The organism is Bradyrhizobium sediminis, from assembly GCF_018736105.1.
Taxonomy (GTDB): Bacteria; Pseudomonadota; Alphaproteobacteria; order Rhizobiales; family Xanthobacteraceae; genus Bradyrhizobium.
In genome coordinates, this window is record NZ_CP076135.1 from 3470396 (window position 1) to 3496533 (window position 26138).

19 protein-coding genes and 1 tRNA gene are annotated in these 26138 nt (G+C 62.7%); 4 read left to right on the top strand and 16 right to left on the bottom strand.

Annotation, left to right across the window (positions count from 1 at the left end; all coding sequences use genetic code 11):
• Positions 1 to 35 precede the first annotated feature (35 nt).
• The 6 genes from KMZ68_RS16715 to rplJ all read right to left on the bottom strand — a co-directional run bounded on the left by KMZ68_RS16715 (position 36) and on the right by rplJ (position 14326).
• Positions 36 to 2051: an ABC transporter ATP-binding protein gene (locus KMZ68_RS16715; RefSeq protein ID WP_215612324.1), complete on the bottom strand. Its 2016-nt coding sequence runs from the start codon at positions 2049 to 2051 to the stop codon at positions 36 to 38.
• Positions 2052 to 2236: 185 nt separating this feature from the next.
• The gene (locus tag KMZ68_RS16720; RefSeq protein ID WP_215612325.1) at positions 2237 to 4294 is read right to left on the bottom strand and encodes an FAD-dependent oxidoreductase; all 2058 of its coding nucleotides are present in this window, start codon (positions 4292 to 4294) and stop codon (positions 2237 to 2239) included.
• A gap of 186 nt (positions 4295 to 4480) precedes the next feature.
• Positions 4481 to 8680: a DNA-directed RNA polymerase subunit beta' gene (gene rpoC / locus KMZ68_RS16725; protein ID WP_215612326.1), complete on the bottom strand. Its 4200-nt coding sequence runs from the start codon at positions 8678 to 8680 to the stop codon at positions 4481 to 4483.
• Positions 8681 to 8806: 126 nt separating this feature from the next.
• Positions 8807 to 12931, bottom strand: coding sequence for a DNA-directed RNA polymerase subunit beta (gene rpoB, locus KMZ68_RS16730; RefSeq protein WP_215612327.1), 4125 nt, complete (start codon positions 12929 to 12931; stop codon positions 8807 to 8809).
• A 448-nt stretch (positions 12932 to 13379) separates the two neighbouring features.
• Positions 13380 to 13751, bottom strand: coding sequence for a 50S ribosomal protein L7/L12 (rplL, locus tag KMZ68_RS16735; protein WP_215612328.1), 372 nt, complete (start codon positions 13749 to 13751; stop codon positions 13380 to 13382).
• 56 nt (positions 13752 to 13807) lie between these two features.
• Entirely contained in the window at positions 13808 to 14326 is a 519-nt protein-coding gene (gene rplJ / locus KMZ68_RS16740; protein ID WP_079571039.1) for a 50S ribosomal protein L10, read from the bottom strand.
• A gap of 637 nt (positions 14327 to 14963) precedes the next feature.
• On the opposite strand from rplJ, the gene KMZ68_RS16745 reads away from it, so the two are divergent.
• Complete coding sequence (locus tag KMZ68_RS16745; RefSeq protein ID WP_215612329.1) at positions 14964 to 15569, top strand: hypothetical protein; 606 nt, start codon at positions 14964 to 14966, stop codon at positions 15567 to 15569.
• A gap of 35 nt (positions 15570 to 15604) precedes the next feature.
• Here KMZ68_RS16745 and KMZ68_RS16750 read toward each other — a convergent pair whose 3' ends face one another.
• From KMZ68_RS16750 to secE, 5 genes are all read right to left on the bottom strand, one after another.
• A complete protein-coding gene (locus tag KMZ68_RS16750) occupies positions 15605 to 16558 on the bottom strand; it encodes a 2-hydroxyacid dehydrogenase (RefSeq protein WP_215612330.1) in 954 nt (317 codons plus the stop codon).
• Positions 16559 to 16696: 138 nt separating this feature from the next.
• Positions 16697 to 17389, bottom strand: a complete 693-nt coding sequence (gene rplA / locus KMZ68_RS16755) for a 50S ribosomal protein L1 (protein ID WP_215606195.1) — start codon at positions 17387 to 17389, stop codon at positions 16697 to 16699.
• Between the two features lie 6 nt (positions 17390 to 17395).
• A complete protein-coding gene (gene rplK, locus KMZ68_RS16760) occupies positions 17396 to 17824 on the bottom strand; it encodes a 50S ribosomal protein L11 (protein ID WP_006611824.1) in 429 nt (142 codons plus the stop codon).
• A 132-nt stretch (positions 17825 to 17956) separates the two neighbouring features.
• Entirely contained in the window at positions 17957 to 18487 is a 531-nt protein-coding gene (gene nusG / locus KMZ68_RS16765) for a transcription termination/antitermination protein NusG (protein WP_215606194.1), read from the bottom strand.
• 23 nt (positions 18488 to 18510) lie between these two features.
• On the bottom strand, positions 18511 to 18702 hold the full coding sequence (gene secE / locus KMZ68_RS16770; protein ID WP_024509066.1) for a preprotein translocase subunit SecE: 192 nt from the start codon (positions 18700 to 18702) through the stop codon (positions 18511 to 18513).
• A 430-nt stretch (positions 18703 to 19132) separates the two neighbouring features.
• On the opposite strand from secE, the gene KMZ68_RS16775 reads away from it, so the two are divergent.
• On the top strand, positions 19133 to 20347 hold the full coding sequence (locus tag KMZ68_RS16775; RefSeq protein ID WP_249779378.1) for an OpgC domain-containing protein: 1215 nt from the start codon (positions 19133 to 19135) through the stop codon (positions 20345 to 20347).
• A 112-nt stretch (positions 20348 to 20459) separates the two neighbouring features.
• On the opposite strand, the gene KMZ68_RS16780 is transcribed toward KMZ68_RS16775, so the two are convergent.
• Positions 20460 to 20535, bottom strand: a tRNA-Trp gene (locus tag KMZ68_RS16780).
• Positions 20536 to 20704: 169 nt separating this feature from the next.
• Between KMZ68_RS16780 and KMZ68_RS16785 the strand changes: the two genes are divergently transcribed.
• On the top strand, positions 20705 to 21928 hold the full coding sequence (locus tag KMZ68_RS16785; RefSeq protein ID WP_215612332.1) for a serine hydrolase domain-containing protein: 1224 nt from the start codon (positions 20705 to 20707) through the stop codon (positions 21926 to 21928).
• A gap of 23 nt (positions 21929 to 21951) precedes the next feature.
• Here KMZ68_RS16785 and KMZ68_RS16790 read toward each other — a convergent pair whose 3' ends face one another.
• The 3 genes from KMZ68_RS16790 to KMZ68_RS16800 all read right to left on the bottom strand — a co-directional run bounded on the left by KMZ68_RS16790 (position 21952) and on the right by KMZ68_RS16800 (position 24043).
• Complete coding sequence (locus KMZ68_RS16790; RefSeq protein WP_215612333.1) at positions 21952 to 22365, bottom strand: hypothetical protein; 414 nt, start codon at positions 22363 to 22365, stop codon at positions 21952 to 21954.
• Between the two features lie 112 nt (positions 22366 to 22477).
• Positions 22478 to 23245, bottom strand: a complete 768-nt coding sequence (locus tag KMZ68_RS16795) for an SDR family NAD(P)-dependent oxidoreductase (protein ID WP_215612334.1) — start codon at positions 23243 to 23245, stop codon at positions 22478 to 22480.
• A 90-nt stretch (positions 23246 to 23335) separates the two neighbouring features.
• Entirely contained in the window at positions 23336 to 24043 is a 708-nt protein-coding gene (locus KMZ68_RS16800; protein WP_215612335.1) for a histidine phosphatase family protein, read from the bottom strand.
• A gap of 149 nt (positions 24044 to 24192) precedes the next feature.
• Here KMZ68_RS16800 and KMZ68_RS16805 point away from each other — a divergent pair, with 149 nt between their 5' ends.
• Positions 24193 to 24978: an SDR family NAD(P)-dependent oxidoreductase gene (locus KMZ68_RS16805; RefSeq protein ID WP_215612336.1), complete on the top strand. Its 786-nt coding sequence runs from the start codon at positions 24193 to 24195 to the stop codon at positions 24976 to 24978.
• Positions 24979 to 25188: 210 nt separating this feature from the next.
• Here KMZ68_RS16805 and KMZ68_RS16810 read toward each other — a convergent pair whose 3' ends face one another.
• Positions 25189 to 26100 (bottom strand): DMT family transporter, encoded by a 912-nt coding sequence (locus KMZ68_RS16810; RefSeq protein ID WP_215612337.1) that lies wholly within the window; start codon positions 26098 to 26100, stop codon positions 25189 to 25191.
• Positions 26101 to 26138: the final 38 nt, after the last annotated feature.

Consider the following 26138-nt stretch of genomic DNA (forward strand, 5'->3'; position numbering starts at 1 on the left):
CGAGGCGCCGGTTCGATCTGTCGGCTTTCGCCGGTTCAATCTTCATCGTCGTCGTCATCATCGTCATCGGGCCGATCGGCCGCGTGATGCGGCTTGTGGCTCTGATCGTCCCACAGCCTTCGATAGACGCCGTTGGCGGCGAGCAGCTTTTCGTGCGAGCCGCGTTCGATCGCCTTGCCGCCGGATATCACGATGATCTCGTCCATCTCGACCACCGAGGTGAGCCGATGGGTCGAGAAGATCATGGTGCGGCCCTTGGCGAGCTTCAACAGCGTCTTGTTGATCGCGGCTTCCGTGGTCTGGTCGAGCGCCGAGGTCGCCTCGTCGAGCAGCAGCACCGAAGGATCGCGCACGATGGCGCGGGCGATCGCGATGCGCTGGCGCTGGCCGCCCGACAGGGTATCGCCGCGCTCGCCGACCTGGGTATCGTATTTGTCCGGCAGGCTCATGATGTAGCGGTGGATTTCGGCCTTGCGCGCCGCCTCCTCGACCTCCGCGTCGGTGGCGCCCTCCTTGCCGAGCCGGATGTTTTCCCGGATCGACATGTTGAACAGCATGTTCTCCTGGAACACCACCGCCATGCTCCTGCGCAGGGACTCGCGGGTCACCCTTCGGATATCGACGCCGTCGATGGTCACGCGCCCTTCGTCCGGAGTGTAGAGGCGAAGAATCAGGTTCAGCAGCGTGCTCTTGCCGGAGCCGCTCGGGCCGACGATGGCGATGGTCTTGCCGACATTGAGCTTGAGACTGAGATTGTCGAGCACCGGCGTATCGGTGCCTTCATACTTGAACGACACACGGTCGAAGGTGATGTCGTTGGTGATGCGCGGCAGTTCGGGCGCGCCCGGGCGGTCGGCACCGCCGCGGATCGGCTCATCGAGCAGTTCCTGAATGTGACGCACCGCCGCCGCCGACTGGATCGACACCGGAATGAAATGCATGAGATGGGCGATGTTGTAGGACACCTCCCAGAACGCGCTCTCGAAGGTGACGAAGGTTCCGACGGTGATCTGGCCCTTGGTAGCGAGATAGGCGCCGATCGCGAGCACCACGAGGTGCAGCAACAGCACCGCAATCGTGACCGAGCGCTCGACCATGGTCGAAAGGAACACCGCGGACGCAGTCTTGTTGCGAACGTCGTGGTTCCGCATGGTGAACCAGCCGAAGGCCCGGCGCTGCAGACTGAATGCCTTGACCACCGCCTGCGCGGCGACGTTTTCCTGCACCATGCCGAGCAGCGAGGATTCGTGAAGCTTCTGCTCGTAATTCGCCTGCACCGCTTTCGGCGTCAGGATCCGCGGACCGATCAGCGTTATCGGAAACACCAGCAGCGACACCACGGCGAGCTGCCAGTTCAAAAACAGCATCAGGATGATGCCGGCGATCAGTTCCAGGAACGGCAACGCCGCGCTGTTGGCAAAACTCTTGATCGATCCCTCGAAGGCCGAAAGGTCGATGGAAAAGCGCGACAGAATCTCGCCGCGCCTGGTGCGGGCGAAATAGGACGCCGGCAAATCCTGCACGTGCTCGAACAGGCGGGAGCGCACGTCCGATATGACGGAGGACGCGAGCCGGGCGTCCCAGCGCTCATACCATACCGCGACGATCGAGGTGACGATGCCGGCCGCCGCGAGCACGCCGAGGATGATGTAGAGTGCATGGAAATCCTCCTCGCCGAGCGCGTCGTCGATCAGGAATTTCAGGCTCAGCGGCATGATGACGTTGAACAGCGTCTCGACCACGACGCCGAAGCCGACGATCGCCAGCATTTTCTTGTAGTTCTTCAGGAACGGCTGGATGAACGCATAGATCGTCGCCAGCGCACCGGCGGCTTCCTTCGCCGTAAAGACGACGAGATCCTCATCGTCGTCATCGTCGATCTCGATCTCGTCATCCTCGTCATCGGGTTCCGGCGGCTTGGCCGCCTTGTCGCCGACGGGACGATTCGCAAGCCCGGCGCCCGCCACCAGCTTCTCGTCGAGCTCCGGCGCGGCCGGGTTGTCAGCGGAAGCAGGGTTCCGATCGTCCGATGAAGGAGGCTTGGGCGCCATAAAACCAACCGATGCTGCACGGCCGGCATGACCGCAAAATCGAAGACGGCGGCCCCGGAGAACCACCGCCCGCAATCCTATGCGATCGGAATGCGTTCGGCAAAATAATTGGAGGACCGGCGAGCGCCGACCGCGCCTTTGGCAAAAGTGAGCACCGGTCTTGCGACCAGAATACGCGCCGTCAACTAATCGTCGTCGGCGGCAACCTTGTCAAAGAACGAGTAGCGCAGGCTGTCGGAATCCGCATACCACTGGCCGGGTCCCTTGTTGGCGGCCAGCGTCGCCGCCCAGAGCGCGTCCGTAGTGTCGCGGCGGTGCATCGACAGGTCGAACCCGTTGGAGAAGAACAATTCCGACCACTCCCACCAGGTGCCGAGCTTCTTGACCCCGCGCAGCAGGTCGTAGCGATCGATCAGCGCCGGCGCCATATCCGACGTCACCGAACCGAACACCAGGCCGGTCTTCGTCACGCGGTTCAATTCGCGAATCGCGCGGGGCACCTGCTTTTCCCCGACATGGCACAGGCTGGTTTCGAACACGAAGTCGAATTCCCCGTCCTTGAACGGCATATCGACGATCGATCCAAGCTTGTTGAATTTCTTCAGCGCCTTCGGGGTCCTGGCGTGGATCGTACGGTTGTTCTCGATGCCCCATGCATCTATTCCGCGATCGCGCAGCGCTCCGACCAGCTCTCCGCTGGCGGAGCCGGCGACCAGGAGCTTGTAGCCCTTGGCCCTGCCCCACACGATCTTGATGAGATCGGTCAGGTAGCCTGGATCAGTGAACTGGCTCCAGACCTCGTGATAGGGGCCGAGCCCGCGATAATTCTCGAAATATTCGCGGTCGATCCTGTCGGACGAAGGCTTGCCGCCCTCGCCGCGGGCGCGGCGCAACCGCATCATCTCGGTGACGATGATGTCGGTGGCAGCATCGGAGGAATCGAGCAGCCCGTTCAGTGTCGAGTCGAACAGATAGTCGCCGACCACGACGAGGCCGGGATGCTGCTTCGGCTCGGGCCGGTGATTTGTCATGACGTCGCGCGCCGGCAGACCGCCGGGAATCGCATTCACCGAGGACAGCCAGCGGTGGGTCTTGCCCTCCAGGAAATGCGCGCGCGCGTCGCCGAGCGAAGCCGGCAGCGACTTCAGCGCGGCATCAATCAGTTCCTGATCGCCGAGATTGGCGAACGCGAGCGCATCGGATCCGGCGATCAGCCAGTTCAGCACGCCGTGCTTGCCGACATCGTGGCGCGCGCCTTCGTTGTAGACGCAGCAGCCGCCGAATGCTTCCGACATGAACCAGGCGCCCGGGATCTTCTCGCCCCAGAACGGCTCGTCGAACAGCAGCGAGATCCGCAGATAATGCGCGGGCCGGTCGAAATAGGCGACGTGCTTGACCATCGACTTGCGCAGCTGCTCGCCGTCCCAGCGCATGGTGGCGAGCCAGGAGTGCGGCAGGCACATCAGCACCAGATCGAAGTCCTTGGTCTCCGGTCCCTTGCCGTTCATCATGTTGAGCCGGTAGCGGCCCGCCTCGGTCTTGCCGACCTTGAGCACCCGGTGATTGAGCTGGATCTTCGCGTTGACTTCCGACTGCAGACACTCGATCAGCTGCTCATTGCCGTTCTGGATCGAATACAGCCCGATGTAGCCGTCGACATCCATCACGAAGTTCTTCAGCGCATTCAGCCCGTTGGTGTTGTGGCTCTCGGTGGCGATATCGGAGCGCGCCATCACCTTGAGGAAGCGCTTGGCCGTGGGATCGTCGACTTCCTTGTCGAGCAACTCCTCGCAGGAAAGATAGGCCCACGGGTGCTCGTTGTCGTGCGCGCCGACGCCTTCGTAATATTCGACCGGCGACACCATCTCGGTGCAGCGCTTGCGAAACGCTTCGATCGCGTCCGCAGTCTTGGCGCCGTATTTGCGGCGCATTCCCGGCACGTCGTTCAGAAGCTCGCCGTCGAGATGGACCTGCTCGGCATCCATCGGAATGGTCTGCAGACCGAAATGCTGGATCAGCTCGCGCAGCGGATCGGGTCCGGTCATCGAATAATCGTAGATCTCGGCGACGCCGGCTTCATACATCGCGGGCGCCGAATCGAACTTGCGGGTGACGATCTTGCCGCCGACGCGGTCGGAAGCTTCGTAGATCGTGATGCGGCAGAGTTCGCCGAGCTTCTTCTTCAGATACCAGGCGCTCATCAGCCCGCCGGGGCCGCCGCCAACGATTGCAAGATCCAGCATGTGTTTCCGTCGCCTCCGCCACCCCATTCGTTCCCGGGTGGCCAGCCTTAAGTCATCCCAGCAAAAGCGCTTTTCAGCCTGAAGGAAAGATGAACAAACCGGGTTCGGGCTTTGAGATGGGTCAAAAAATCAAAAAAAGGCCGGCGTGAAGCCGGCCTTTTCCTAATGCACTGAATCCGTGCAGCTTTATTCCGCGGGCGGCAGCGCCAGCGGCTCGGCCTCGGGTGCCGTCGGCACGATCGTGGCCTGCTTTTCGCGTTCGTCGAGGATCAGCTTGTCGCGCTTGACGGCGACTTCGCGGATCTTGGCCATCGAGGCGCCGGTGCCCGCCGGGATCAGCCGGCCGACGATGACGTTCTCCTTGAGGCCTTCCAGCGGGTCCACCTTGCCGTTGACGGCAGCTTCGGTGAGCACGCGGGTGGTCTCCTGGAACGAGGCCGCCGAGAAGAACGAGCGGGTCTGCAGACTCGCCTTGGTGATGCCGAGCAGAACCGGCGTTCCCGTGGCGGGCTTCTTGCCCTCTTCCTTGGCCTTGGCGTTGAGCTGGTCGAACTCGATCTTGTCGATCTGTTCGCCCGAGATCATGTCGGTCTCGCCCTGGTCGGTGATCTCCACCTTCTGCAGCATCTGACGGACAATCACCTCGATGTGCTTGTCGTTGATCAGCACGCCCTGCAGCCGGTAGACCTCCTGGATTTCGTTGACCAGATAGGCAGCGAGTTCCTCGATGCCCTTGATCGCCAGAATGTCGTGCGGCGCCGGATTGCCTTCGACGATGAAATCGCCCTTTTCGACGATGTCGCCGTCCTGCAGATGGATGTGCTTGCCCTTCGGAATGAGGTACTCGCGAGTCTCCTCGTTCTTGTCGATCGGCTCGATCGAGATGCGGCGCTTGTTCTTGTAGTCGCGGCCGAACCGGATGGTGCCGGCGATTTCCGCGATGATCGCAGCATCCTTCGGCTTGCGGGCCTCGAACAGTTCCGCAACACGCGGCAGACCGCCGGTGATGTCACGGGTCTTCGCGCTTTCGGTGGAAATACGCGCGAGGATGTCGCCGTTCTTGACCTTGGCTCCGACGTCGACCGACAGAATGGCGTCGACCGACAGCATGTAGCGGGCCTCACCGCCGCGCGCGAGCTTGAGGATCTTGCCATCCTTGCCCTTGACGACGATGGCCGGACGCAAATCGGCCCCGCCGCGCGACGCGCGCCAGTCGATAACGACGCGCTTGGCGATACCGGTGGACTCGTCGAGCGTTTCCGAGATCGACTGACCCTCGACCAGATCCTCGAAGGCGATGGTGCCCTCGACCTCGGTCAGAACCGGCCGTGAGTACGGATCCCATTCCGCGATGCGCTGGCCGCGCTTGACCATGTCGCCTTCATCGACGTGCATGCGCGCGCCGTACTGGATGCGGTGGGTCGCACGCTCGGTGCCGTCGGCGTCGGCGATCGCAACCACCATGTTGCGCACCATCGCGACCAGGTGGCCTTCGCTGTTCTTGGCGATGGCCTTGTTCTTGATGGTGACCTTGCCGTCGAAGTTCGACTCGATGAACGACTGCTCGTTGATCTGCGCCGCGCCGCCGATGTGGAACGTCCGCATCGTCAGCTGGGTGCCGGGCTCGCCGATCGACTGGGCGGCGATGACGCCGACCGCTTCGCCGTGGTTGACCGGCGTGCCGCGGGCCAGATCGCGGCCGTAGCACTTGCCGCAGATGCCGTTGACGAGTTCGCAGGTCAGCGCCGAGCGGATCTTCACTTCCTGGATGCCGGCCTGCTGGATGGCGTCGACATGCGTCTCTTCCATCAGCGTGCCGCGCTTGACCACGACCTTGTTGGTCGCGGGATCGCGCAGATCCTCGCCCGCGGTGCGGCCGAGGATGCGGGACGCCAGCGACGCAACCACGGTGCCGGCATCGATGATGGCGCGCATCTTGATGCCGAGCTTGGTGCCGCAGTCATCGGCCGTGATGATGCAGTCCTGCGCCACGTCGACCAGACGGCGCGTCAGGTAGCCGGAGTTCGCGGTCTTCAACGCGGTGTCCGCGAGGCCCTTGCGGGCGCCGTGGGTCGAGTTGAAGTATTCGAGCACCGACAGACCTTCCTTGAAGTTGGAAATGATCGGCGTTTCGATGATTTCGCCCGACGGCTTGGCCATCAGGCCGCGCATGCCGGCGAGCTGACGCATCTGCGCCGGCGAACCGCGCGCACCGGAATGCGCCATCATGTAGATCGAGTTGATGTCGGCCTCGACGCCCTTGGCGTTCTTCTTGGTCGAGGAGATTTCCTTCATCATCTCCTTGGCGATTTCTTCCGTCGCCTTCGACCAGGCATCGACCACCTTGTTGTACTTCTCGCCGTGGGTGATCAGACCGTCATTGTACTGCTGCTCGAAATCCTTCGCCAGCGTACGCGTGGTATCGACGATCTTCCATTTGCTGTGCGGAACCACCATGTCGTCCTTGCCGAACGAAATGCCGGCCTTGAACGCGTTGTAGAAGCCGAGCGCCATGATCCGGTCGCAGAAGATCACCGTCTCCTTCTGACCGCAGTGACGGTAGACCTGGTCGATCACGCCGGAAATTTCGCGCTTGGTCATCAGCTTGTTGATGATGTCGTACGAAATCTTCGGGGACTTCGGCAGAACGTTGCCGAGCATCACGCGACCGGCGGTGGTCTCGATCCAGCGCTTGACCGGCTTGCCGGTCTCATCGACGCCCTGCCAGCGATACTTGATCTTGGTGTGGAGGTGGATGACCTTCGCATGCAACGCGTGCTCGAGTTCCGACATCTCGCCGAAGATCTTGCCTTCGCCGGACAGGCCCTCGCGCATGATCGACAGGTAATACAGGCCGAGCACGATATCCTGCGACGGCACGATGATCGGCTGACCGTTGGCCGGATGCAGGATGTTGTTGGTCGACATCATCAGCACGCGCGCTTCGAGCTGCGCTTCCAGCGACAGCGGAACGTGCACGGCCATCTGGTCGCCGTCGAAGTCGGCGTTGAACGCCGCGCAGACCAAAGGATGCAGCTGGATCGCCTTACCCTCGATCAGCACCGGCTCGAACGCCTGGATGCCGAGGCGATGCAGCGTCGGCGCGCGGTTCAGCAGCACGGGATGCTCGCGGATCACCTCGTCGAGGATGTCCCAAACCTCCGGCCGCTCCTTTTCGACCAGCTTCTTGGCCTGCTTCACCGTGGTGGACAGGCCCTTGGCGTCGAGCCGCGAATAGATGAACGGCTTGAACAGCTCCAGCGCCATCTTCTTCGGCAGGCCGCACTGATGCAGCCGCAGCTCGGGACCGACCACGATCACCGAACGGCCGGAATAGTCGACGCGCTTGCCGAGCAGGTTCTGCCGGAAGCGGCCCTGCTTGCCCTTCAGCATGTCGGCCAGCGACTTCAGCGGACGCTTGTTGGCGCCGGTGATGACGCGGCCGCGGCGGCCGTTGTCGAACAAGGCGTCGACGGCCTCCTGCAGCATGCGCTTTTCGTTGCGGATGATGATGTCGGGCGCGCGCAGCTCCATCAGCCGCTTCAAGCGGTTGTTGCGGTTGATGACGCGGCGGTAGAGATCGTTGAGATCCGAGGTCGCGAAGCGGCCGCCGTCGAGCGGCACCAGCGGACGCAGGTCCGGCGGAATCACCGGCACCACGGTCAGGATCATCCATTCCGGCTTGTTGCCGGAATAACGGAACGCCTCGACGATCTTCAGGCGCTTGGCGAGCTTCTTGTGCTTGATGTCGGACTCGGTCTCCTGCATCTCGGCGCGCAACGACGCCTCGAGCTTCTCGAGCTCAAGCCCCTTCAGCAGCTCGCGGATCGCTTCGGCGCCGATCATGGCGGTGAAGCTGTCCTGGCCGTATTCGTCCTGCGCCTTCAGGTACTCGTCTTCCGACAGGAGCTGACGGTCCTTCAGCGCGGTGAGACCCGGCTCCAGCACGACGTAATATTCGAAATACAGGATCCGCTCGAGATCCTTCAGCGTCATGTCGAGCAGAAGGCCGATGCGCGACGGCAGCGACTTCAGGAACCATATGTGCGCGACGGGGGCGGCCAGCTCGATGTGGCCCATGCGCTCGCGCCGGACCCGGCTCAGCGTCACTTCGACCGAGCACTTCTCGCAGATGATGCCCTTGTACTTCATGCGCTTGTACTTGCCGCACAGGCACTCGTAGTCCTTGATCGGCCCGAAGATGCGCGCGCAGAACAGGCCGTCACGCTCCGGCTTGAAGGTGCGGTAGTTGATGGTCTCCGGCTTCTTGATCTCGCCGTAGGACCACGACAGAATCTTCTCAGGGGACGCGATCGAAATCCGGATCTGGTCGAAGACCTGGGCCGGGGTCGTCGGATTGAAAAGATTCATAATTTCTTGGTTCATGGTCTTCTCCTCGCGTGCCGGTCGTCACCGGCAGCAAATTCGAAATTCTTCTAAGTCGCGCGCGCCCCGCTCAACGTCCGAGCGAGGCGCGGATGCCCGGCACGAGGCCGGGCATTGAAGCTTGAACTACTCGGCCGCTTCGGACGTCGGCGTTGCACCCATCTTGGAATTGTGCAGATCGACGTTGAGGCCGAGCGAACGCATTTCCTTGACCAGCACGTTGAACGATTCCGGGATACCCGCCTCGAACGTGTCGTCGCCGCGCACGATCGCCTCGTACACCTTGGTACGGCCGGCGACGTCGTCCGACTTCACGGTCAGCATCTCCTGGAGCGTGTACGCCGCGCCGTAAGCCTCGAGCGCCCACACTTCCATTTCGCCGAAACGCTGGCCGCCGAACTGCGCCTTGCCGCCCAGCGGCTGCTGGGTAACGAGCGAGTACGGTCCGATCGAACGCGCGTGGATCTTGTCGTCGACCAGATGGTGCAGCTTGAGCATGTAGATGTACCCAACCGTCACCTTGCGGTCGAAGGCGTCGCCGGTGCGGCCGTCATAGACGGTCGACTGGCCCGAAGCGTCGAGACCGGCGAGCTTCAGCATCTCCTCGATGTCGGCCTCCTTGGCCCCGTCGAACACCGGGGTCGCGATCGGCACGCCGTGGCTGAGGTTACGCCCGAGTTCGATCAGTTCGTTGTCGTTGAGCGATTTGATCGTCTCGTCGTCGCCGTAGATCTTCTTCAAGGTCTCCTTCAGCGGCTTGGTGTCCTGCTTGGCGCTGGCAAGGTAGGCGTCGACCGTCTGGCCGATGCGCTTGCCGAGGCCGGCGCAGGCCCAGCCGAGATGGGTCTCGAGAATCTGACCGACGTTCATGCGCGAGGGCACGCCGAGCGGATTGAGCACGATGTCGGCATGCGTCCCGTCCTCGAGGAACGGCATGTCTTCGATCGGAACGATCTTCGACACCACGCCCTTGTTGCCGTGACGGCCCGCCATCTTGTCGCCGGGCTGGATCTTGCGCTTCACCGCGACGAAGACCTTGACCATCTTCATCACGCCGGGCGGCAATTCGTCGCCGCGCTGCAGTTTCTCGACCTTGTCGAGGAAGCGCTGTTCAAGGCCCTTCTTCGATTCGTCGTACTGCTTCCGCATCGCCTCGATTTCGGCCATCAGCTTGTCGTTCGGCGAAGCGAACAGCCACCACTGCGACTTCGGGTACTCCTCGAGCACGGCGCGCGTGATCTTGGTGTCCTTCTTGAAGCCCTTCGGACCGGCGATGCCCTGGCGGTTTTCCAGAAGCTCCGCCAGACGATTGTAGACGTTGCGGTCCAGAATCGCCTGCTCGTCGTCACGGTCCTTGGCGAGACGCTCGATCTCTTCCCGCTCGATCGCCAGGGCGCGCTCGTCCTTGTCGACGCCGTGCCGGTTGAAGACGCGGACTTCGACGATGGTGCCTTGCACGCCCGGCGGCACGCGCAGCGAGGTGTCGCGGACGTCGGAGGCCTTTTCGCCGAAGATGGCGCGCAACAGCTTTTCTTCCGGCGTCATCGGGCTTTCGCCCTTCGGCGTGATCTTGCCGACCAGGATGTCGCCGGCGCGGACTTCGGCGCCGATGTAGACGATGCCGGCTTCGTCGAGGTTTTTCAGCGCTTCTTCCGAGACGTTCGGAATGTCGCGGGTGATTTCCTCAGGACCGAGCTTGGTGTCGCGGGCCATCACCTCGAATTCCTCGATGTGGATCGAGGTGAAGACGTCGTCCTTCACGATCCGCTCCGAAAGCAGGATCGAGTCTTCGAAGTTGTAGCCATTCCACGGCATGAACGCGACCAGCACGTTGCGGCCGAGCGCGAGTTCGCCGAGATCGGTCGACGGACCGTCGGCGATAATGTCGCCCTTCGCCACCTGATCGCCCACCTTCACCAGCGGACGCTGGTTGATGCAGGTCGACTGGTTGGAGCGCTGGTACTTCATCAGCCGGTAGATATCGACGCCCGACTTGGTGGGATCGAGATCGTCGGTGGCGCGGATCACGATACGTGTGGCGTCGATCTGGTCGATCACGCCGGTGCGGCGGGCTGCGATCGCAGCCCCCGAGTCGCGCGCGACCACGCCCTCCATGCCGGTGCCGACGAACGGCGCTTCGGCGCGTACCAGCGGCACGGCCTGACGCTGCATGTTCGAGCCCATCAGCGCGCGGTTGGCGTCGTCGTTCTCGAGGAACGGGATCAGCGCCGCGGCCACCGAAACCAGCTGCTTCGGCGACACGTCCATGTAGTCGACCTTGTCCGGCGTGATCGGCAGCACTTCGCCGGCGTGCCGGCAGACGATCAGGTCCTCGGTGAAGCGCCCCTTGTTATCGAGCGGCACGTTGGCCTGCGCCACACGGTAGCGGCCCTCTTCCATCGCCGAGAGATAGACCACTTCGTCGGTGACGCGGCCGTCCTTCACCTTGCGGTAGGGCGTTTCCACGAAGCCGTATTTGTTGACGCGCGCGAACGTCGCCAGCGAGTTGATCAGACCGATGTTCGGACCTTCCGGCGTCTCGATCGGGCAGATCCGGCCGTAATGCGTCGGATGCACGTCGCGCACCTCGAAGCCGGCGCGCTCGCGGGTCAGACCGCCCGGGCCAAGCGCCGAGAGACGGCGCTTGTGGGTGATTTCCGACAGCGGGTTGGTCTGGTCCATGAACTGCGACAGCTGCGACGAGCCGAAGAACTCGCGCACCGCGGCGGCCGCCGGCTTAGCGTTGATCAGGTCCTGCGGCATCACGGTGTCGATATCGACGCTCGACATGCGCTCCTTGATTGCGCGCTCCATGCGCAACAGGCCGATGCGGTACTGGTTCTCCATCAGCTCGCCGACCGAGCGCACGCGCCGGTTGCCGAGGTGATCGATGTCATCGATCTCGCCCTTGCCGTCGCGCAGATCGACCAGCGTCTTGATGACGGCGAGAATGTCTTCCTTGCGCAGCGTGCGATGGGTGTCGGGCGCATCGAGTTCGAGGCGCATGTTCATCTTGACGCGGCCGACCGCGGACAGGTCGTAGCGCTCAGAGTCGAAGAACAGCGACTGGAACATGCTCTGCGCCGAATCGATGGTCGGCGGCTCGCCGGGACGCATCACGCGATAGATGTCGAACAGCGCGTCTTCACGCGTCATGTTCTTGTCGGCGTGCAGGGTGTTGCGGATGTAGGCGCCGACATTGACGTGGTCGATGTCGAGCAGCGGCAGTTCCTTGTAGCCCTGCTCGTTGAGCGCCTTCAGCGACTTCTCGGTGATTTCCTCGCCGGCCTCGGCGTAGATTTCGCCGGTCTTGGGATTGACGAGGTCCTCGGCGAGGTAGTTGCCGACCAGCTCCTCATCCGACAGCCGCAGCGCCTTGAGGCCCTTTTCCTGCAACTGGCGCGCTCCGCGCACGGTCAGCTTCTTGCCGGCCTCGAGCACGACCTTGCCGGTGTCGGCGTCGATCAGGTCGTTGATGGTCGAGTAGCCGCGGAAACGGGTGGCGTCGAACGGCACGCGCCAGCCTTCCTTGGCCCGCTTGTAATTGATCTTCTTGTAGAACGTGGAGAGGATGGTCTCGCCGTCGAGACCGAGCGCGAACATCAGCGAGGTCACCGGAATCTTGCGGCGACGGTCGATGCGCGCGAACACGATGTCCTTGGCGTCGAATTCGATATCGAGCCAGGAGCCACGATAGGGAATCACGCGCGCGGCAAACAACAGCTTGCCTGACGAATGGGTCTTGCCCTTGTCGTGATCGAAGAACACGCCGGGCGAACGATGCATCTGCGAGACGATGACGCGCTCGGTGCCGTTGACGACGAAGGTGCCGTTCATGGTCATGAGCGGGATATCGCCCATGTAGACGTCCTGCTCCTTGATGTCCTTCACCGACTTGGCGCCGGTTTCCTCGTCGATATCGAACACGATCAGGCGCAGCGTCACCTTCAGCGGCGCCGCATAGGTCATGCCGCGCTGGCGGCACTCGTCGACGTCGTATTTCGGCGGTTCGAACTCGTAGCGGACGAATTCCAGCATCGAGGTGCCGGAGAAATCCGAGATCGGAAACACCGAGCGGAACACCGCCTGCAGGCCCTCGTCCAGCCGGCCGCCGACCGGTTCATCCACCATCAGGAACTGGTCGTAGGACGCCTTCTGAACCTCGATGAGGTTCGGCATCTCGGCGACTTCCTTGATGTGTCCGAAGAACTTGCGAACGCGTTTGCGACCGGTGAATGTCTGCTGCGCCATCGTGGCCTCTCATTTCGTCGCCCGTGAGGGGCGAACCTTCCGAAGCGCGACTGCCATCGCCCCCGGGTTGAATTTCCGATACATCCCGAAAGTCTGAAGCCAGATTTCAGGATTTAAATCCCAAAGCGTGGCGCCGGACCTACAAAACGCAAAACGACGCGCGGGGCGCTTCCGCACCCGCCCGTCTCAACTTGCCTAGTTACGGACCGAAAAAGCCCGAAATTGCCTGTCTCCCAACGGCCTGCGCAGGAACGCTGCCGTTCCCGCCGCCTACCGTGCTTTCGTGCTGCCGTCCCGATATGGGATGACAATCGTGGAGATTCGAGGGGTAAACCTTCGAATCCCCACACATTCTTGTGTACAACGTGGCCCGGAGGATCCCAGCCACGTCGTCAGAGATCCCGGGTCTCGCGTTGCTCGCCCGGGATTTCGCTCAAGTAACCCAGGGTTACTTGAGCTCAACCTTGGCGCCGGCCTTCTCGAGCTGGGCCTTGATCTTCTCGGCTTCGTCCTTGTTCACGCCTTCCTTGACCGGCTTGGGCGCGCCTTCGACGAGGTCCTTGGCTTCCTTGAGGCCCAGGCCGGTGATGGCGCGGACTTCCTTGATGACTTCGATCTTCTTCTCGCCGGCGGCAGCGAGAATGACCGAGAACTCGGTCTTTTCTTCCGCGGGAGCAGCGGCGGCAGCAGCCGGACCGGCCACCGCGACGGCGGCAGCGGCGGACACGCCCCACTTCTCTTCGAGCAGCTTCGCGAGCTCGGCAGCCTCGAGCACGGTGAGGCTCGAGAGGTCGTCAACAATCTTCTGTAAGTCAGCCATTGATCTGTTTCCTTAAGCGTATCGGTTCGAACCAGGTTTGATGTTTGCGAAGGGCGTCAGGCCGCTTCGCTCTTTGAGGCATAGGCCTGAACGACGCGCGCGAGCTTGGCCGCGGGCGCAGTCGAGAGCTGAGCGATCTTGGTCGCCGGCGCCACCAGGAGGCCGACGATCTTGCCGCGCAGTTCATCGAGTGACGGCAGCGAGGCAAGCGCCTTCACCCCGTTCACGTCCAGGACGGTTTTACCCATCGACCCGCCGAGAATGACGAACTGCTCGTTCGTCTTGGCGAATTCGATGGCAACCTTGGGCGCCGCTACCGGATCGTTTGAAGTCGCGATCACGGTCGGTCCCTTCAACAGGGAACCGATGGCAACGACGTCCGTGCCTTCAAGAGCAATTTTGGCGAGACGGTTTTTCGAGACCTTCACCGACGCACCCGCCTGCTTCATCTGCATGCGCAGCTTCTGCATCTGGGCCACGGTGAGGCCGGAATAGTGGGCGACGACTGCAACGCTGGTGGTCTTGAACAGACCGTTCAGCGCCTCAACCGCGTCCTTTTTTGCCGCTCTTTCCACAGCAAGCTCTCTCCGGTTGGCGGTCTCTAGCCCTAAGGCAGGACCGCCGGGTTGCACCCATCGTCCCGCCTGAACCTGACCTCGAGACATCTCGGTCTCAGGACACGCCGGGCAAGACGACATTTGAAACGCCTGCCCTCCCGGGCCGAACGGGCCACGGGGTGTCGAGGTTCGAACCAAATCCGCATCGCGCCGCAGGCTGCGGCGCAAAATGAAAATCCGGTCTTCACCCGTCTATGCAGGCCGATAGATTAAGCCGTTGAAGAAACTAGGTTTCACCGCGGGCGCCTGCAGTCTTGGACAGGATCGAGGCCGTCCGGCGAACCGAAAGACCCCTGCCCACACCCCTCCGAAACGACGGCTTTCCTTCCTTTCGAGCAATCCAAGCGGATGTCCTGAAAGGAATGATCTCCTAGCGTATCGGGTTTTCGGAATGCGAGCACGGACGTGCCAGCGACAGCCAGCACGCCCGGAAGGGGTTGTTTAACGAGTCTTTCCCGGCTTGCCAAGCCTAAACTTGCCAGGCGCAAAGTTCGGGCCGTTGCGAACAGTCCGGAAAAAAGCGCGAAACTGCCCGCCCGATGGCCCGTATATCATCCCAATCCGTCCGTAACGCGACGAATCCAGGGGGCAACGCATGGCCAATCCCGGAGATACCTACTTCAATCCGGTCACGAGGACAAAGCTGGTGTTCACGGCCACCAGCGCCTCGTCCGGCGGACGCGAACTGGCGATGGAATGGTTGGTGCCCCCGGACGAACGGCTGGCGGCTGCCGCACATTATCATGCCGGCCCTGAAGGTTTCGGAATTGAGCATTTCGACTTGCTTGAAGGCAGCGCGGCCTGCCGGATCGGCCGAGAAGAATTTTCGGCCAACGCGCCGCACACTTTCGTCATCCCCACCAACACCTCCCACGTCCATCCCTGGAACATCGGGGCGACGGTGATGAAGGTTCGGCAACGGATCACCCCGCCAACGCCCGATATGGCAATTCTCGCCGGGGTCGAGCGGTTCTTCGAGACCCTGACGGCGCTCAGTCAGCAAGGACGCGCCAACCGAAAGGGTGACATCCGGAACCCGCTGCAGGGCGCGCTCGTGCTCGCCGACGGGCTGCTCCCCGTCACCTACATTGCCGGAATCCCCCTTGGCGTGCAGGTCCCGTTGCTCAATGGATTGGCCGGTCTCGCCCGCGGGCTGGGTTACCAGGCCCACATCATGCCCGAGAAAGCACCTTCCAACTGAGCCGATACTGCCCCGGCTGGCGCCCCTTCGGCCTTTCAGCCGCCCCGCACCTGATAGGGCAGCGGTTGGCCGGCAAAGAACGCCTCGAGGTTGGCCATCACGCAGTCCTGCATCGCGGTGTGCGATTCCAGGGTGTGGCCGCCGATATGCGGGGTCAGCACCACATTCGGCAACGCGGTCAGCGCATCCGGCGCATGCGGCTCCTGCTCGAATACGTCGAGACCGGCGCCTGCAATGGTGTTGTCGGCCAGCGCCTTGACCAGCGCCTGCTCGTCGATGACCGAGCCCCTGGAAATGTTGACCACACAGCCGTCCTCGCCGAGCCTTTTCAGGATCCCGGCGTCGACGGCGTGGTGGGTATCCGCACTGGCGCGCACCGCGATCATCAGCACGCTGCACCAGTCCGCCAGCGCCTCGAGGCTCGGCAGGTATTGATAGGGCACGTCATGCCGGCTGCGGCTGAAATAGCCGACCTCGGTCTCGAATGCCGCCGCCCGCGCGGCGATCTTGCGGCCGATTTCGCCCATGCCGTAGACGCCGATGCGGCGGCCGCGCATGCCGGCCTGCGGCCGCATCATCGGCGACGGTTTTGCCGACGACCAGCCGCCGCCTCGCACATAATCGTCCGCCGGCAGCAGGCGCCGCGTGGCCGCCAGCATCAGCGTCATGGCGATATCCGCAACCGATGACGCATTCGCGCCAGGGCTATGCCCGACTGCGATCTTGCGCTGCGCCGCGGCGGCCAGATCGACGCCGTCATAGCCGGTACCGTAGCAGACGATGGCCCCTAACCTGGGCATCCGGTCCATCATGTCACCGCCAAGCGGCGTTCCGCCTGCCGTGATCATCGCAGTGATGCCTGCGAGCTGTTCTGCCGTGAACATCTCATGCGGCGGCTTGCCCGCGGCGTCCATCAGCTCGAAGCGTTGCCCGATGCGCACCATCATGGCCTTGGGGAAGCGCGAATAGATCAACACTCTGTGGGACATCGGCGGACTTCCTGCAGCGTTTTCGAGTGAAGCATGCCCTCGGACTTGATCCGGGGGTGGATGGCGGTTCGCGTAACGAAAAAGGGCGGAACAGGTTGCCCCGTCCCGCCCTTGATTCAGTTCAATCGCCGATCGGCCTCAGTCGTGCAGGCTTCCGGGCTCGACCTTCACGCCCGGGCCCATGGTGGAGGAAACCGCCACGCGCTGGATGTAGGTGCCCTTGGAGCCGGCCGGCTTCGCCTTGGCGACCGCGTCCGCAAGCGCCTTGACGTTCTGCACCAGCTTTTCTTCCGAGAACGACGCCTTGCCGATACCGGCCTGCACGATGCCGGCCTTCTCGACGCGGAACTCGACCGAACCGCCCTTGGCGCCCTTCACGGCTGACGTGACGTCCATGGTCACGGTGCCGATCTTCGGGTTCGGCATCATGCCGCGCGGGCCGAGCACCTTACCGAGGCGTCCGACCAGCGGCATCATGTCGGGAGTGGCGATACAGCGGTCGAAATCGATCTGACCGCCCTGCACCTTCTCGACCAGGTCCTCGGCGCCGACGACGTCGGCACCCGCGGCCTTGGCCTCGTCGGCCTTGGCGCCGCGCGCGAACACGCCGACGCGCAAGGTGCGGCCGGTGCCGTTCGGCAGGGTCACCACGCCACGCACCATCTGGTCGGCGTGACGCGGATCGACGCCGAGATTGATCGCAATCTCGACCGTCTCATCGAACTTCGACGTGGCGCGTTCCTTGACCATCTTGATGGCGTCCGCGAGCGGATAAAGCTTCTCGCGATCAACGCCCTCGCGGGCCTTCTTCAAGCGTTTTCCGATTGCCATGACCCGTTACCCCGCAACTTCAAGACCCATCGAACGGGCGGAGCCCTCGACCATCTTCATGGCCGACTCGATGGAGTCGCAATTGAGATCCTTCATCTTCTTCTCGGCGATCTCGCGCACCTGCGCCTTGGTCACCTTGCCGGCCTTGTCGCGGCCCGGGGCTTTCGATCCGGACTGGATTTTGGCGGCCTGCTTGAGAAAGAAGGACATCGGCGGGGTCTTCATCTCGAAGGTGAACGAACGATCGGCGTAGATCGTGATCACCACCGGAATCGGGGTGTTCTTTTCTTCCTTCTGCGTCTGCGCGTTGAACGCCTTGCAGAATTCCATGATGTTGAGGCCGCGCTGACCAAGCGCGGGGCCGATCGGGGGCGAAGGGTTCGCCGCACCGGCCGGCACCTGCAATTTCAGGTATCCGGTCACTTTCTTTGCCATATCTCACTCCTGTTGTGCCGACCGGGATCGGCTGTTTCAGGTTCCGTGGTCCGGTTCGCATGACGGCTGGCGACCGTCAGTCCCCTTCCACGGCACTTCTCCCCGCCCGCTCTCGCGGAACGAGGATAACGATCAGACCTTCTCGACCTGACCGAATTCCAGTTCGACCGGCGTGGCGCGGCCGAAGATCGACACGGCGACCTTCACGCGCGAGCGCGCCTCGTCGATTTCCTCGACCACACCCGAGAACGAAGCGAACGGGCCGTCGGCCACGCGCACATTCTCGCCGATCTCGAACGAGACCGACGCCTTCGGGCGTTCGACGCCTTCCTGCACCTGGTGCAGGATCCGCATGGCTTCGGCTTCCGAGATCGGCATCGGCTTGTTTTCCGCGCCGAGGAAGCCCGTCACCTTCGGGGTGTTCTTGATCAGATGGAAGGCCTCGTCGGTGAGCTTCATCTTCACCAGCACGTAGCCGGGGAAAAACTTGCGCTCGGCGTCGATCTTGCGGCCGCGGCGTACCTCGGTGACCTTTTCGGTCGGCACCAGCACCTGCTCGAACAGGTCTTCGAGCCCGCGCTGCTTCGACTGTTCGCGGATCGACTCCGCGACCTTCTTTTCGAAGTTCGAATAGGCGTGGACGATATACCAGCGCTTGTCCATCGTTTGCGTTCCGGCGCTTGCCATCAGTGGATACCGAGCAAAAAGGTGACGAGGACGCGGATGATCTGATCCGCGGCGAAGAAGAAGATCGAGGCCAGCGCGACCATCACAAACACCATGATCGTGGTGATCGTGGTCTCGCGCCGGGTCGGCCAGGTGACCTTGGCGGTCTCCGAGCGCACTTCCTGCAGGAACTTGAACGGGCTGAAAGCCATCGTTGGTGTAATCCGCGTCCCTCGGGACGATCTGTCTGTTAAGGAATCCGAACAGCCCTCTAGCGCCCAGCCCTCTCTTGAAGGATGAGCCGGCAAGCGGGCTCGATATTCGGGGGAAATCATGGCCGCGCCGGATATCCGTCAAAACGGGCCGGCAGCAGGTGCCGGCTATGTACTGCGGACCCGGCCAAAGGTCAAGGTAGCGGGAGCCACCGGGCAGGTCCGGCCGGGGGCGGACCGGCCACACCATCCTGCATCGCGGACCGGGTCTGAACGCCGCGCCTGCCTTGACATGGCTCAACAGGACCGCCCGCGCCACCCCTAGCATTTTCTTGGTTTTTGGCGACAGTCGAAGGTTCTAACCATGGGTTCGAGCCGGGCGCGGCGAAAATCCCGATCTTCCGGATTGTCACGTGCGAACTGGGAACAAATGAAAATCGTCCTAGCCCTCCCGCCGTCCCAGCGCGATCTGCGCCTCGATCTGTTTCGGGGCCTCGCCAACTGGGCGATGTTCCTGGGCCATATTTCAAGCACCGTGCTGGCGTGGTTTTCATTCCGAAACTACGGCTTCAGCGACGGCGCCGACCTGTTCGTGTTCATTTCCGGCTACACGTCGGCGCTGGTCTATACGCGAAGGATGCAAGAGCACGGCTTCCTGTTCGGGACGACGCGGCTGCTGCGGCGCGTCTGGCAAATCTATGTCGCCCACATCCTGCTGTTCGTGGCCTATCTGACTTCCGTCCATTTCCTGTCGGACAAATTCCACACGCCTGATTTCATCGATCTGTTCAATGTTGCCCCCCTGCTCAATGCGCCGGTCGAGACGCTGACGCAGGGGCTGCTGCTGCGATACAAGCCGCTTAATCTGGACGTGCTGCCGCTTTACGTGGTGCTGATGGGCGCCTTTCCACCGGTGCTTTGGCTGATGCTCCGGCACGGCAACTGGGTCATGGCTGGATCAGTGTTGCTCTATTTCGCGGCCCGGCAGTTCGGCTGGAATCTGCCCTCTTATCCTTCGGGCGTCTGGTACTTCAACCCGCTCGCCTGGCAGCTTCTGTTCGTGCTGGGCGCCTGGCTGGCGCTCGGCGGCGCCAATACGCTGCACTTCCTGGTCCGCTCCCGGACCGTCTTCTGGCTCGGCCTGATCTATCTGGCGTTTGCGGCCGCCATGACCCTGGCGGCGCTCCTGCCCGCGCTGCAGGGAATCTTTCCGCGCGCGCTGTTCGAGGCCTTCAATCCGAATGACAAGACCAATCTGGCGCCCTACCGCTTCCTGCACCTGGCGATCCTGATCATCGTGGGCGCGCGGCTGATACCGATCGACGCGCCGGGACTGGAGGCCGCCATCTGGCGGCCGCTGGTCAAATGCGGCCAGCAGTCTCTCGAAGTGTTTTGCGTCGGAATCTACCTTTCATTCATTGCATCGCTGGTTCTGGAAAGGATCTCCGGCGGGGTTCTTGCCCAGCTGCTGGTCGGAACCTGTGGCCTCGCGATCATGACGGCGGTCGCCTATTACAGGTCGTGGTCGAAGCGCGTCGAAAAGTCCGTCCATGCCGGCGCGCACCATCCACCTGCCGGAGAACCCCACCTGCCCGTCCCCGAATTGGTTCAGCAAAAAAGCCGGATGACCGTGGGCGCCGCCTGATTCCCGCGAACGCAAGCCAAGCGGCTGACGGCAACGTCACGCGCCCGTTCGCGCAGCGCCCAAAGCGCATCACCGGCTGCTGCAGGAATTCAGCTTAAGTATTTGAATTAGCTGGCAGGAGTGGCAGGGCTCGAACCTGCGACCCCCGGTTTTGGAGACCGGTGCTCTACCAATTGAGCTACACTCCTACAGGAAACCCGCGTCGCCGCAGATCCGCGCCGTTTCAAGCATAGGCAGCGCCCCGATTGCAAGGGCGAAGCGGGCAACGGGGCGGGCCTGTTCAAGTCAAACGTTCTGCGCCAGACTTCCCGGGCCAAGCGACACCACAAGCAACAAAAGCAACAAACGGGAGAAACCATGACCGCGCAAACCGCCGCAAAGCACAGCTCCGCCCCGCAGACGCCCTCGCTGCCCCAGGCCAAGCCGGAATCGCTGGGTCTGTCCCCGGTCCGGCTGCAGCGCATGTCGGACGCCTTCAGGCGCGAGATCGACAAGGGCACGTTGCCGGGCGCGACCGTGCTGGTGGCGCGGCGCGGCCAGATCGGCTGGTTCGATGCGCTCGGCAGGCAGGGCCCTTCGGCGAGCGCGCCGATGGCGCATGACTCGATCTTCCGGATCTTCTCGATGACCAAGCCGATCGTCTCGATCGGAATCATGATGCTGATCGAGGACGGCCATTTCCTGCTCAGCGACCCCGTTTCGAAATTCATCCCGGAATTTGCCGATCAGAAGGTCGGCGTCGAAAACAACGGCAAGCTCGACCTCGTGCCGCTGAAGCGGCAGATGACGATACAGGACCTGTTGCGCCACACCTCGGGCATCACCTACGACCACACCGGCAATGGCCTCGTGCAGCAGATGTACCAGCAGTCGCGGCTGCGCAGCCGCAAGATCACCAACGCCGAGCACGCCGCATTGGTCGCCGGCATGCCGCTGATGTGCCAGCCGGGCTCGGAATGGAATTACAGCCGCTCCACCGACATTCTCGGCCGCGTCATCGAGGTGGTTTCCGGCAAGAGCCTGAGCGCATTCCTGACCGAGCGCATCCTGGCGCCGTTGCAGATGGCGGAAACCGCGTTCCACGCCGGCGAGCAGAATGCCGGCCGGCTCGCCGAGCCGTTCCCGAACGATCCCTGGACCGGCGACAAGGTGCAGTTCTTCAACATGCTGGAAAAGCCGGTGATGGAATCCGGCGGCGGCGGCCTGGTTTCCACCACCATGGACTATGCGCGCTTCAGCCAGATGCTGCTCAACGGCGGCACGCTCGACGGCAACAGGATCGTCGGCCGCAAGACGCTGGAACTGATGGCGTCCGATCATCTCGGCCCCGACGTCAAGGTCTCTTCTCCGCTGATGCCGGCCGGTCATGGTTTCGGGCTCGGCTTCGCGGTCCGCACCGATGCGGGCATGGCGCCGTTCCCGGGCTCGGCCGGTCAGTACTTCTGGAGCGGCATGGCCGGAACGTTCTTCTTCATCGATCCGGCCGAGGACATGTTCGCGGTGTTCATGATGCAGGGCCCCGGCCAGCGCGAATATATCCGCTCGATGCTGCGCAGCCTGGTGTACGCCGCGGTGGAGTGACCGGCGCGCGGAAGCGGAAACGCTTACTTCTTCGGCGTAAGCGTTTCCTCGCCGTGCGCGCCTGACAGCGCATGCACCCAGCGGCCCTTCAGGCTGCCGTCGGCATCGGCGCGGTAGACGACGAGATATTCGCCGGCATAGACCGACGAGTGATCGCCCTTCAGAAGGTCGCCGATCACAGTCGATAACCGGTCGCCCAGCCTGATGCCCTTGCCGACGTAAGTGTGTCTGGTGTCGGAGTTGAAGCACGAGACCTCGTAAAGGCTCTCGACGGCCTTGAGCGTGCAGGTGCCGACATAGGCCAGATCGTTCTCGCCGACGCCCTTGCCCGACATGACATACTCACCCGACAAATCCCGCTGCTCCGCCCCCTGCGCGGGAGCAAGCAGGCCGAGCAACAGCGCCGCAGCGACGACGCTCCTCCATGCGTTGCGCATCTTCATCTCCGGTACGGTGGAAGACCCGCTTTGAAATTACAGCAGCGGGCAACGGGTACCGGTCACGACTTCGATTTTGCGCATCACAAATATGCGAGTTCGTCGCGCGCCGTCAGCTGATGGTGGCGCCGCCGTCGATCACCATGGTCTGGCCGGTCATGAAGTTGCCGGCTGCAGACCCGAGGAACACCGCTGCACCCGCGATTTCGTCGGGGATGCCGATGCGCAGCAGCGGCGAGCGTGACGTCGATGCCTTCAGGTTATCGGGATTGTCCCACAGCGCCTTGGCGAAGTCGGTCTTGATCAGGCCCGGCGCGATGCAATTGACGCGAACATTGTGCGGGCCGTATTCGCAGGCGAGGTTGCGCGCGAGTTGCATGTCGGCGGCCTTCGAGATCGCGTAAGCGCCGAGGATAGTCGAGCCCTTGAGGCCGCCGATCGAGGACACGATGATGACCGCGCCGTCCTTGCGCTCGATCATCTGCGGCACCACCATGCTGGTCAGCCAGTTGTTGGCGACGATGTTGTTGTCGAGGATCTTGCGAAACTGATCGTCCGAAATGCCGGCGAGCGGCCCGTAATAGGGATTGGACGCGGCGTTGCAGACCAGCACGTCGATCTTGCCGAAGGCGCGGTTGGATTCGTTGACCAGGTTCTGCAGATTTTCCTTGCTGGAAATGTTGGCGGCGATGGCGACCGCCGTGCCCTTGCCGAACTTGTCGTTGATCTCCCTGGCGACCTGATCGCAGACATCCTGCTTGCGCGAGGAGATCACGACCTTGGCACCGTGCTCGGCCATCCGTTCCGCAATCGCGCGGCCGATGCCGCGGGTGGAACCGGTGATGACGGCGACTTTTCCGGTCATGTCGAACAAGGTCATGTGTTTCTCCCAGATATTGGTCCGGCGACGCCGGTCTGCATTTTTCGTTTTTCAGCTAAGCAGTCTTTGCAAATTTCGACAACCGAAGCCTCATGCAAGCTTGGCTTCCGGTATGACCTCCGGGCCCGCAGGCTGATGCATCGCCGCGTGCGAGGCATCCGCGATCCACGGCTGCTGATTGACCATCGGCAGCCGCCAGATGTTCTTGCCGGCGCTGCCGAAATGATCGAGCCGCGTCACCGAACAATTGTCGATGTCGAAGGCGAGGCCTTTTTCGGGTTGACCGCCAAGCGCGAGGCCGACGGCGGCCTTGATGGTGCCGCCGTGGCCGACCGCGATCACGTCCTTGCCGGCGTGTTCGAGATTGATGCGGCCGATCGCGTCACAGGTGCGGTTATAGAGATCCATGAAACTCTCGCCGCCAGGCGCCGGCTCGTCGATCGCGGCAAACCAATGACTGCCGACCGGACGGCTGGCCAGGAATGCGGTCCGATTCATGCCTTGCCATTGCCCGAGATTCTGTTCGGCAAAAGCTGCTTCGCGGGCCATGGTTGCAGGCTTGGGAAATCCGGTGGCCCAGATGGCTTCCGCCGTTTGATGCGTCCGCATCAGGCTACTCGCATACCAGACGGCCTGGCGCGGCAATATCTTTGCGACCGCCTCGAACACTTCGCGGTCGCCGGTATCGCAGGCGATATCCGTCTGGCCGTAGATGTTGCCGCCGTCGCTGCGCACCGGCGCATGGCGCACCCACCACCACCGCGTCACGACCACTGCCGGCTTGTCGGGATTGGACATCGCAAAGACCCTTCAATATTGTCCTGTGTCCTACGTCAGAGCACACATCGCCTCAAGTGCGTTCGAAGTGACTCGGGCGTTTGAAATCTTGTTTGAAATTCCGCAAGGCGGCAAGCGCCGATAATAATACAGCTGCAAGGGAGACACTCATGGGCCGCCTCGAAGGCAAATCCGTCATCATCACCGGCGCCGGCAGCGGCATCGGCCGCGCTGCTTCGCTGCTGTTTTCCAAAGAAGGCGCCAAGCTGATCATCGTCGACCGCAGCGAGAGCGTGAAGGAGACCGCAAAGCTGGTCAGCGACGCCGGCGGCACCGTCGAAGCCGTGATGGCCGACGCCGGATCGGAAAGCGACGTCAAGGCCTTCATCGACAAGGCGGTGTCGAAATACGGCAGGCTCGACGCGATCTGGGCCAATGCCGGCGTCAGCGGCGGGCTGGTGCCGATCCCCGAACAGACGGTGGAACACTGGCAGGAAATCCTGCGCATCAATCTGATCGGCCCGTTCCTGGCGATCAAATATGCGATGCCGCACATGATCAAGCAGAAATCCGGATCGATCGTCTGTACCGCGTCGGTGGCGGGCCTGAAGTCCGGCGCCAGCGGCCATCCCTACGCGGCGAGCAAGGCCGGCGTCATCAGCCTGGTGCAGACCACGGCCTATTCGCTGTCCGGCACCGGGGTGCGGATCAATGCGGTATGCCCGGGCCTGATCGAGACCGGCATGACCAAGCCGATCTTCGACAATGCCAAGCAGCGCGGCACCGATCACAAGATCGGCCAACTCAATCCCTTGAAGCGCCCCGGCCAGCCGCACGAACTCGCGGCGATGGGACTATTCCTCGCCAGCGACGACGCGTCCTATGTCAACGGACAGGCGATCCCGGTCGACGGCGGCCTCACCGCATCGATGCCGTATGCTGGGAAACCGATTTAGTTGATTGATTGGTGTCATTGCGAGGAGCAAAGCGACGAAGCAATCCATTCTTCGCTTATGCGGCGAGATGGATTGCTTCGCGGAGCCTGTCATCGGGCGCGCATTCGCGCGACCCGTTCGATCGCAATGACGGTAATCTGAGACGATAATCTGACATATCTTCGCGATCTCGCGCAGACAGCCCGTCGGGCAACGCTCGCAAGACGCCGATCACAGCCCGTCTGGCGGTATTCCGGATGCGTCGGCCGCCACCGGGCGGTGGCGCTTGTGCTCGCGGTAAAAGGCGTAGAGGCCCGACAGCACGATGATCGAAGCGCCCGTCGCCATCATGGCGTCGGGCACATCGCCGAACACGAGATAGCCGAGCAGCATCGCCCACAGCAGCGCGGAATAGCGGAACGGCGCCACCGCCGAGATATCGCCCGATCGCAGCGCCATGATGATGCTTTGGTAGCCGATCAGGAGAAGAACCGCGGCGAGCGCCAACAGACCGAGCGCGCGCACCGATATCGGCATCCAGCCGCCGAGCGGAACGATGATCGCAGCGCCGGTCATCGTGATCGTCACGGTCGTCACCAGGGTAATGAACAACGACGGAATCTGTACGGGAATTTGCTTGGTCGCGAGATCGCGGAAGGCGCAGAAGGCCACCGAGGTCAGCGCCAGCAGTGAAAACTGGTTGAAGCCCTCGACTCCAGGCCGAACCACAATGAGGACGCCGACAAAGCCGGCCGCGATGGCGAGCCAGCGCCGCCAGCCGACCGGCTCGCCGAACATCAGCGCAGCGCCGAGCGTCACTGCCAGCGGCAGCGCCTGAAAGATCGCCGCGGTGTTGGCAAGCGGTAAGTGCACGATCGCCGCCATGAACGACACCGTTCCGCCGACCTCGCCAACCACCCGAAGCGCTACCGGCTTCATCATCAGCGTGCGCAGCGGACGCACCGCGCCCTGATGCACGGCAAGCGCTGCGATCAGCGCAACCGCGACCAGGCCCCGCACCAGCATCATCTGGCCGAAGTTCATCTCCGACGACACCGCCTTGGTGATCGCGTCGTTCATGGTGAAGCCCGCCATGGCCACGGCCATCAGCAGGCTTCCGCGAATATTCGGGGATAGGGCCAAGGAGCTTCCAGGTAGATCGTAGGGTGGGCAAAGCGAAA

What these genes read in the sequence shown, in the direction of transcription:
- KMZ68_RS16800 (WP_215612335.1), bottom strand. Translation starts at nt 24,043, where the DNA reads ATGTCCAATCCCGACAAGCCGGCAGTGGTCGTGACGCGGTGGTGGTGG.
- KMZ68_RS16750 (WP_215612330.1), bottom strand. Translation starts at nt 16,558, where the DNA reads ATGTCCCACAGAGTGTTGATCTATTCGCGCTTCCCCAAGGCCATGATG.
- KMZ68_RS16775 (WP_249779378.1), top strand. Translation starts at nt 19,133, where the DNA reads ATGAAAATCGTCCTAGCCCTCCCGCCGTCCCAGCGCGATCTGCGCCTC.
- KMZ68_RS16805 (WP_215612336.1), top strand. Translation starts at nt 24,193, where the DNA reads ATGGGCCGCCTCGAAGGCAAATCCGTCATCATCACCGGCGCCGGCAGC.
- rpoC (WP_215612326.1), bottom strand. Translation starts at nt 8,680, where the DNA reads ATGAACCAAGAAATTATGAATCTTTTCAATCCGACGACCCCGGCCCAG.
- KMZ68_RS16795 (WP_215612334.1), bottom strand. Translation starts at nt 23,245, where the DNA reads ATGACCTTGTTCGACATGACCGGAAAAGTCGCCGTCATCACCGGTTCC.
- rplL (WP_215612328.1), bottom strand. Translation starts at nt 13,751, where the DNA reads ATGGCTGACTTACAGAAGATTGTTGACGACCTCTCGAGCCTCACCGTG.
- nusG (WP_215606194.1), bottom strand. Translation starts at nt 18,487, where the DNA reads ATGGACAAGCGCTGGTATATCGTCCACGCCTATTCGAACTTCGAAAAG.
- rplK (WP_006611824.1), bottom strand. Translation starts at nt 17,824, where the DNA reads ATGGCAAAGAAAGTGACCGGATACCTGAAATTGCAGGTGCCGGCCGGT.
- KMZ68_RS16745 (WP_215612329.1), top strand. Translation starts at nt 14,964, where the DNA reads ATGGCCAATCCCGGAGATACCTACTTCAATCCGGTCACGAGGACAAAG.
- rpoB (WP_215612327.1), bottom strand. Translation starts at nt 12,931, where the DNA reads ATGGCGCAGCAGACATTCACCGGTCGCAAACGCGTTCGCAAGTTCTTC.
- KMZ68_RS16785 (WP_215612332.1), top strand. Translation starts at nt 20,705, where the DNA reads ATGACCGCGCAAACCGCCGCAAAGCACAGCTCCGCCCCGCAGACGCCC.
- KMZ68_RS16720 (WP_215612325.1), bottom strand. Translation starts at nt 4,294, where the DNA reads ATGCTGGATCTTGCAATCGTTGGCGGCGGCCCCGGCGGGCTGATGAGC.
- secE (WP_024509066.1), bottom strand. Translation starts at nt 18,702, where the DNA reads ATGGCTTTCAGCCCGTTCAAGTTCCTGCAGGAAGTGCGCTCGGAGACC.
- KMZ68_RS16715 (WP_215612324.1), bottom strand. Translation starts at nt 2,051, where the DNA reads ATGGCGCCCAAGCCTCCTTCATCGGACGATCGGAACCCTGCTTCCGCT.
- KMZ68_RS16790 (WP_215612333.1), bottom strand. Translation starts at nt 22,365, where the DNA reads ATGCGCAACGCATGGAGGAGCGTCGTCGCTGCGGCGCTGTTGCTCGGC.
- rplA (WP_215606195.1), bottom strand. Translation starts at nt 17,389, where the DNA reads ATGGCAATCGGAAAACGCTTGAAGAAGGCCCGCGAGGGCGTTGATCGC.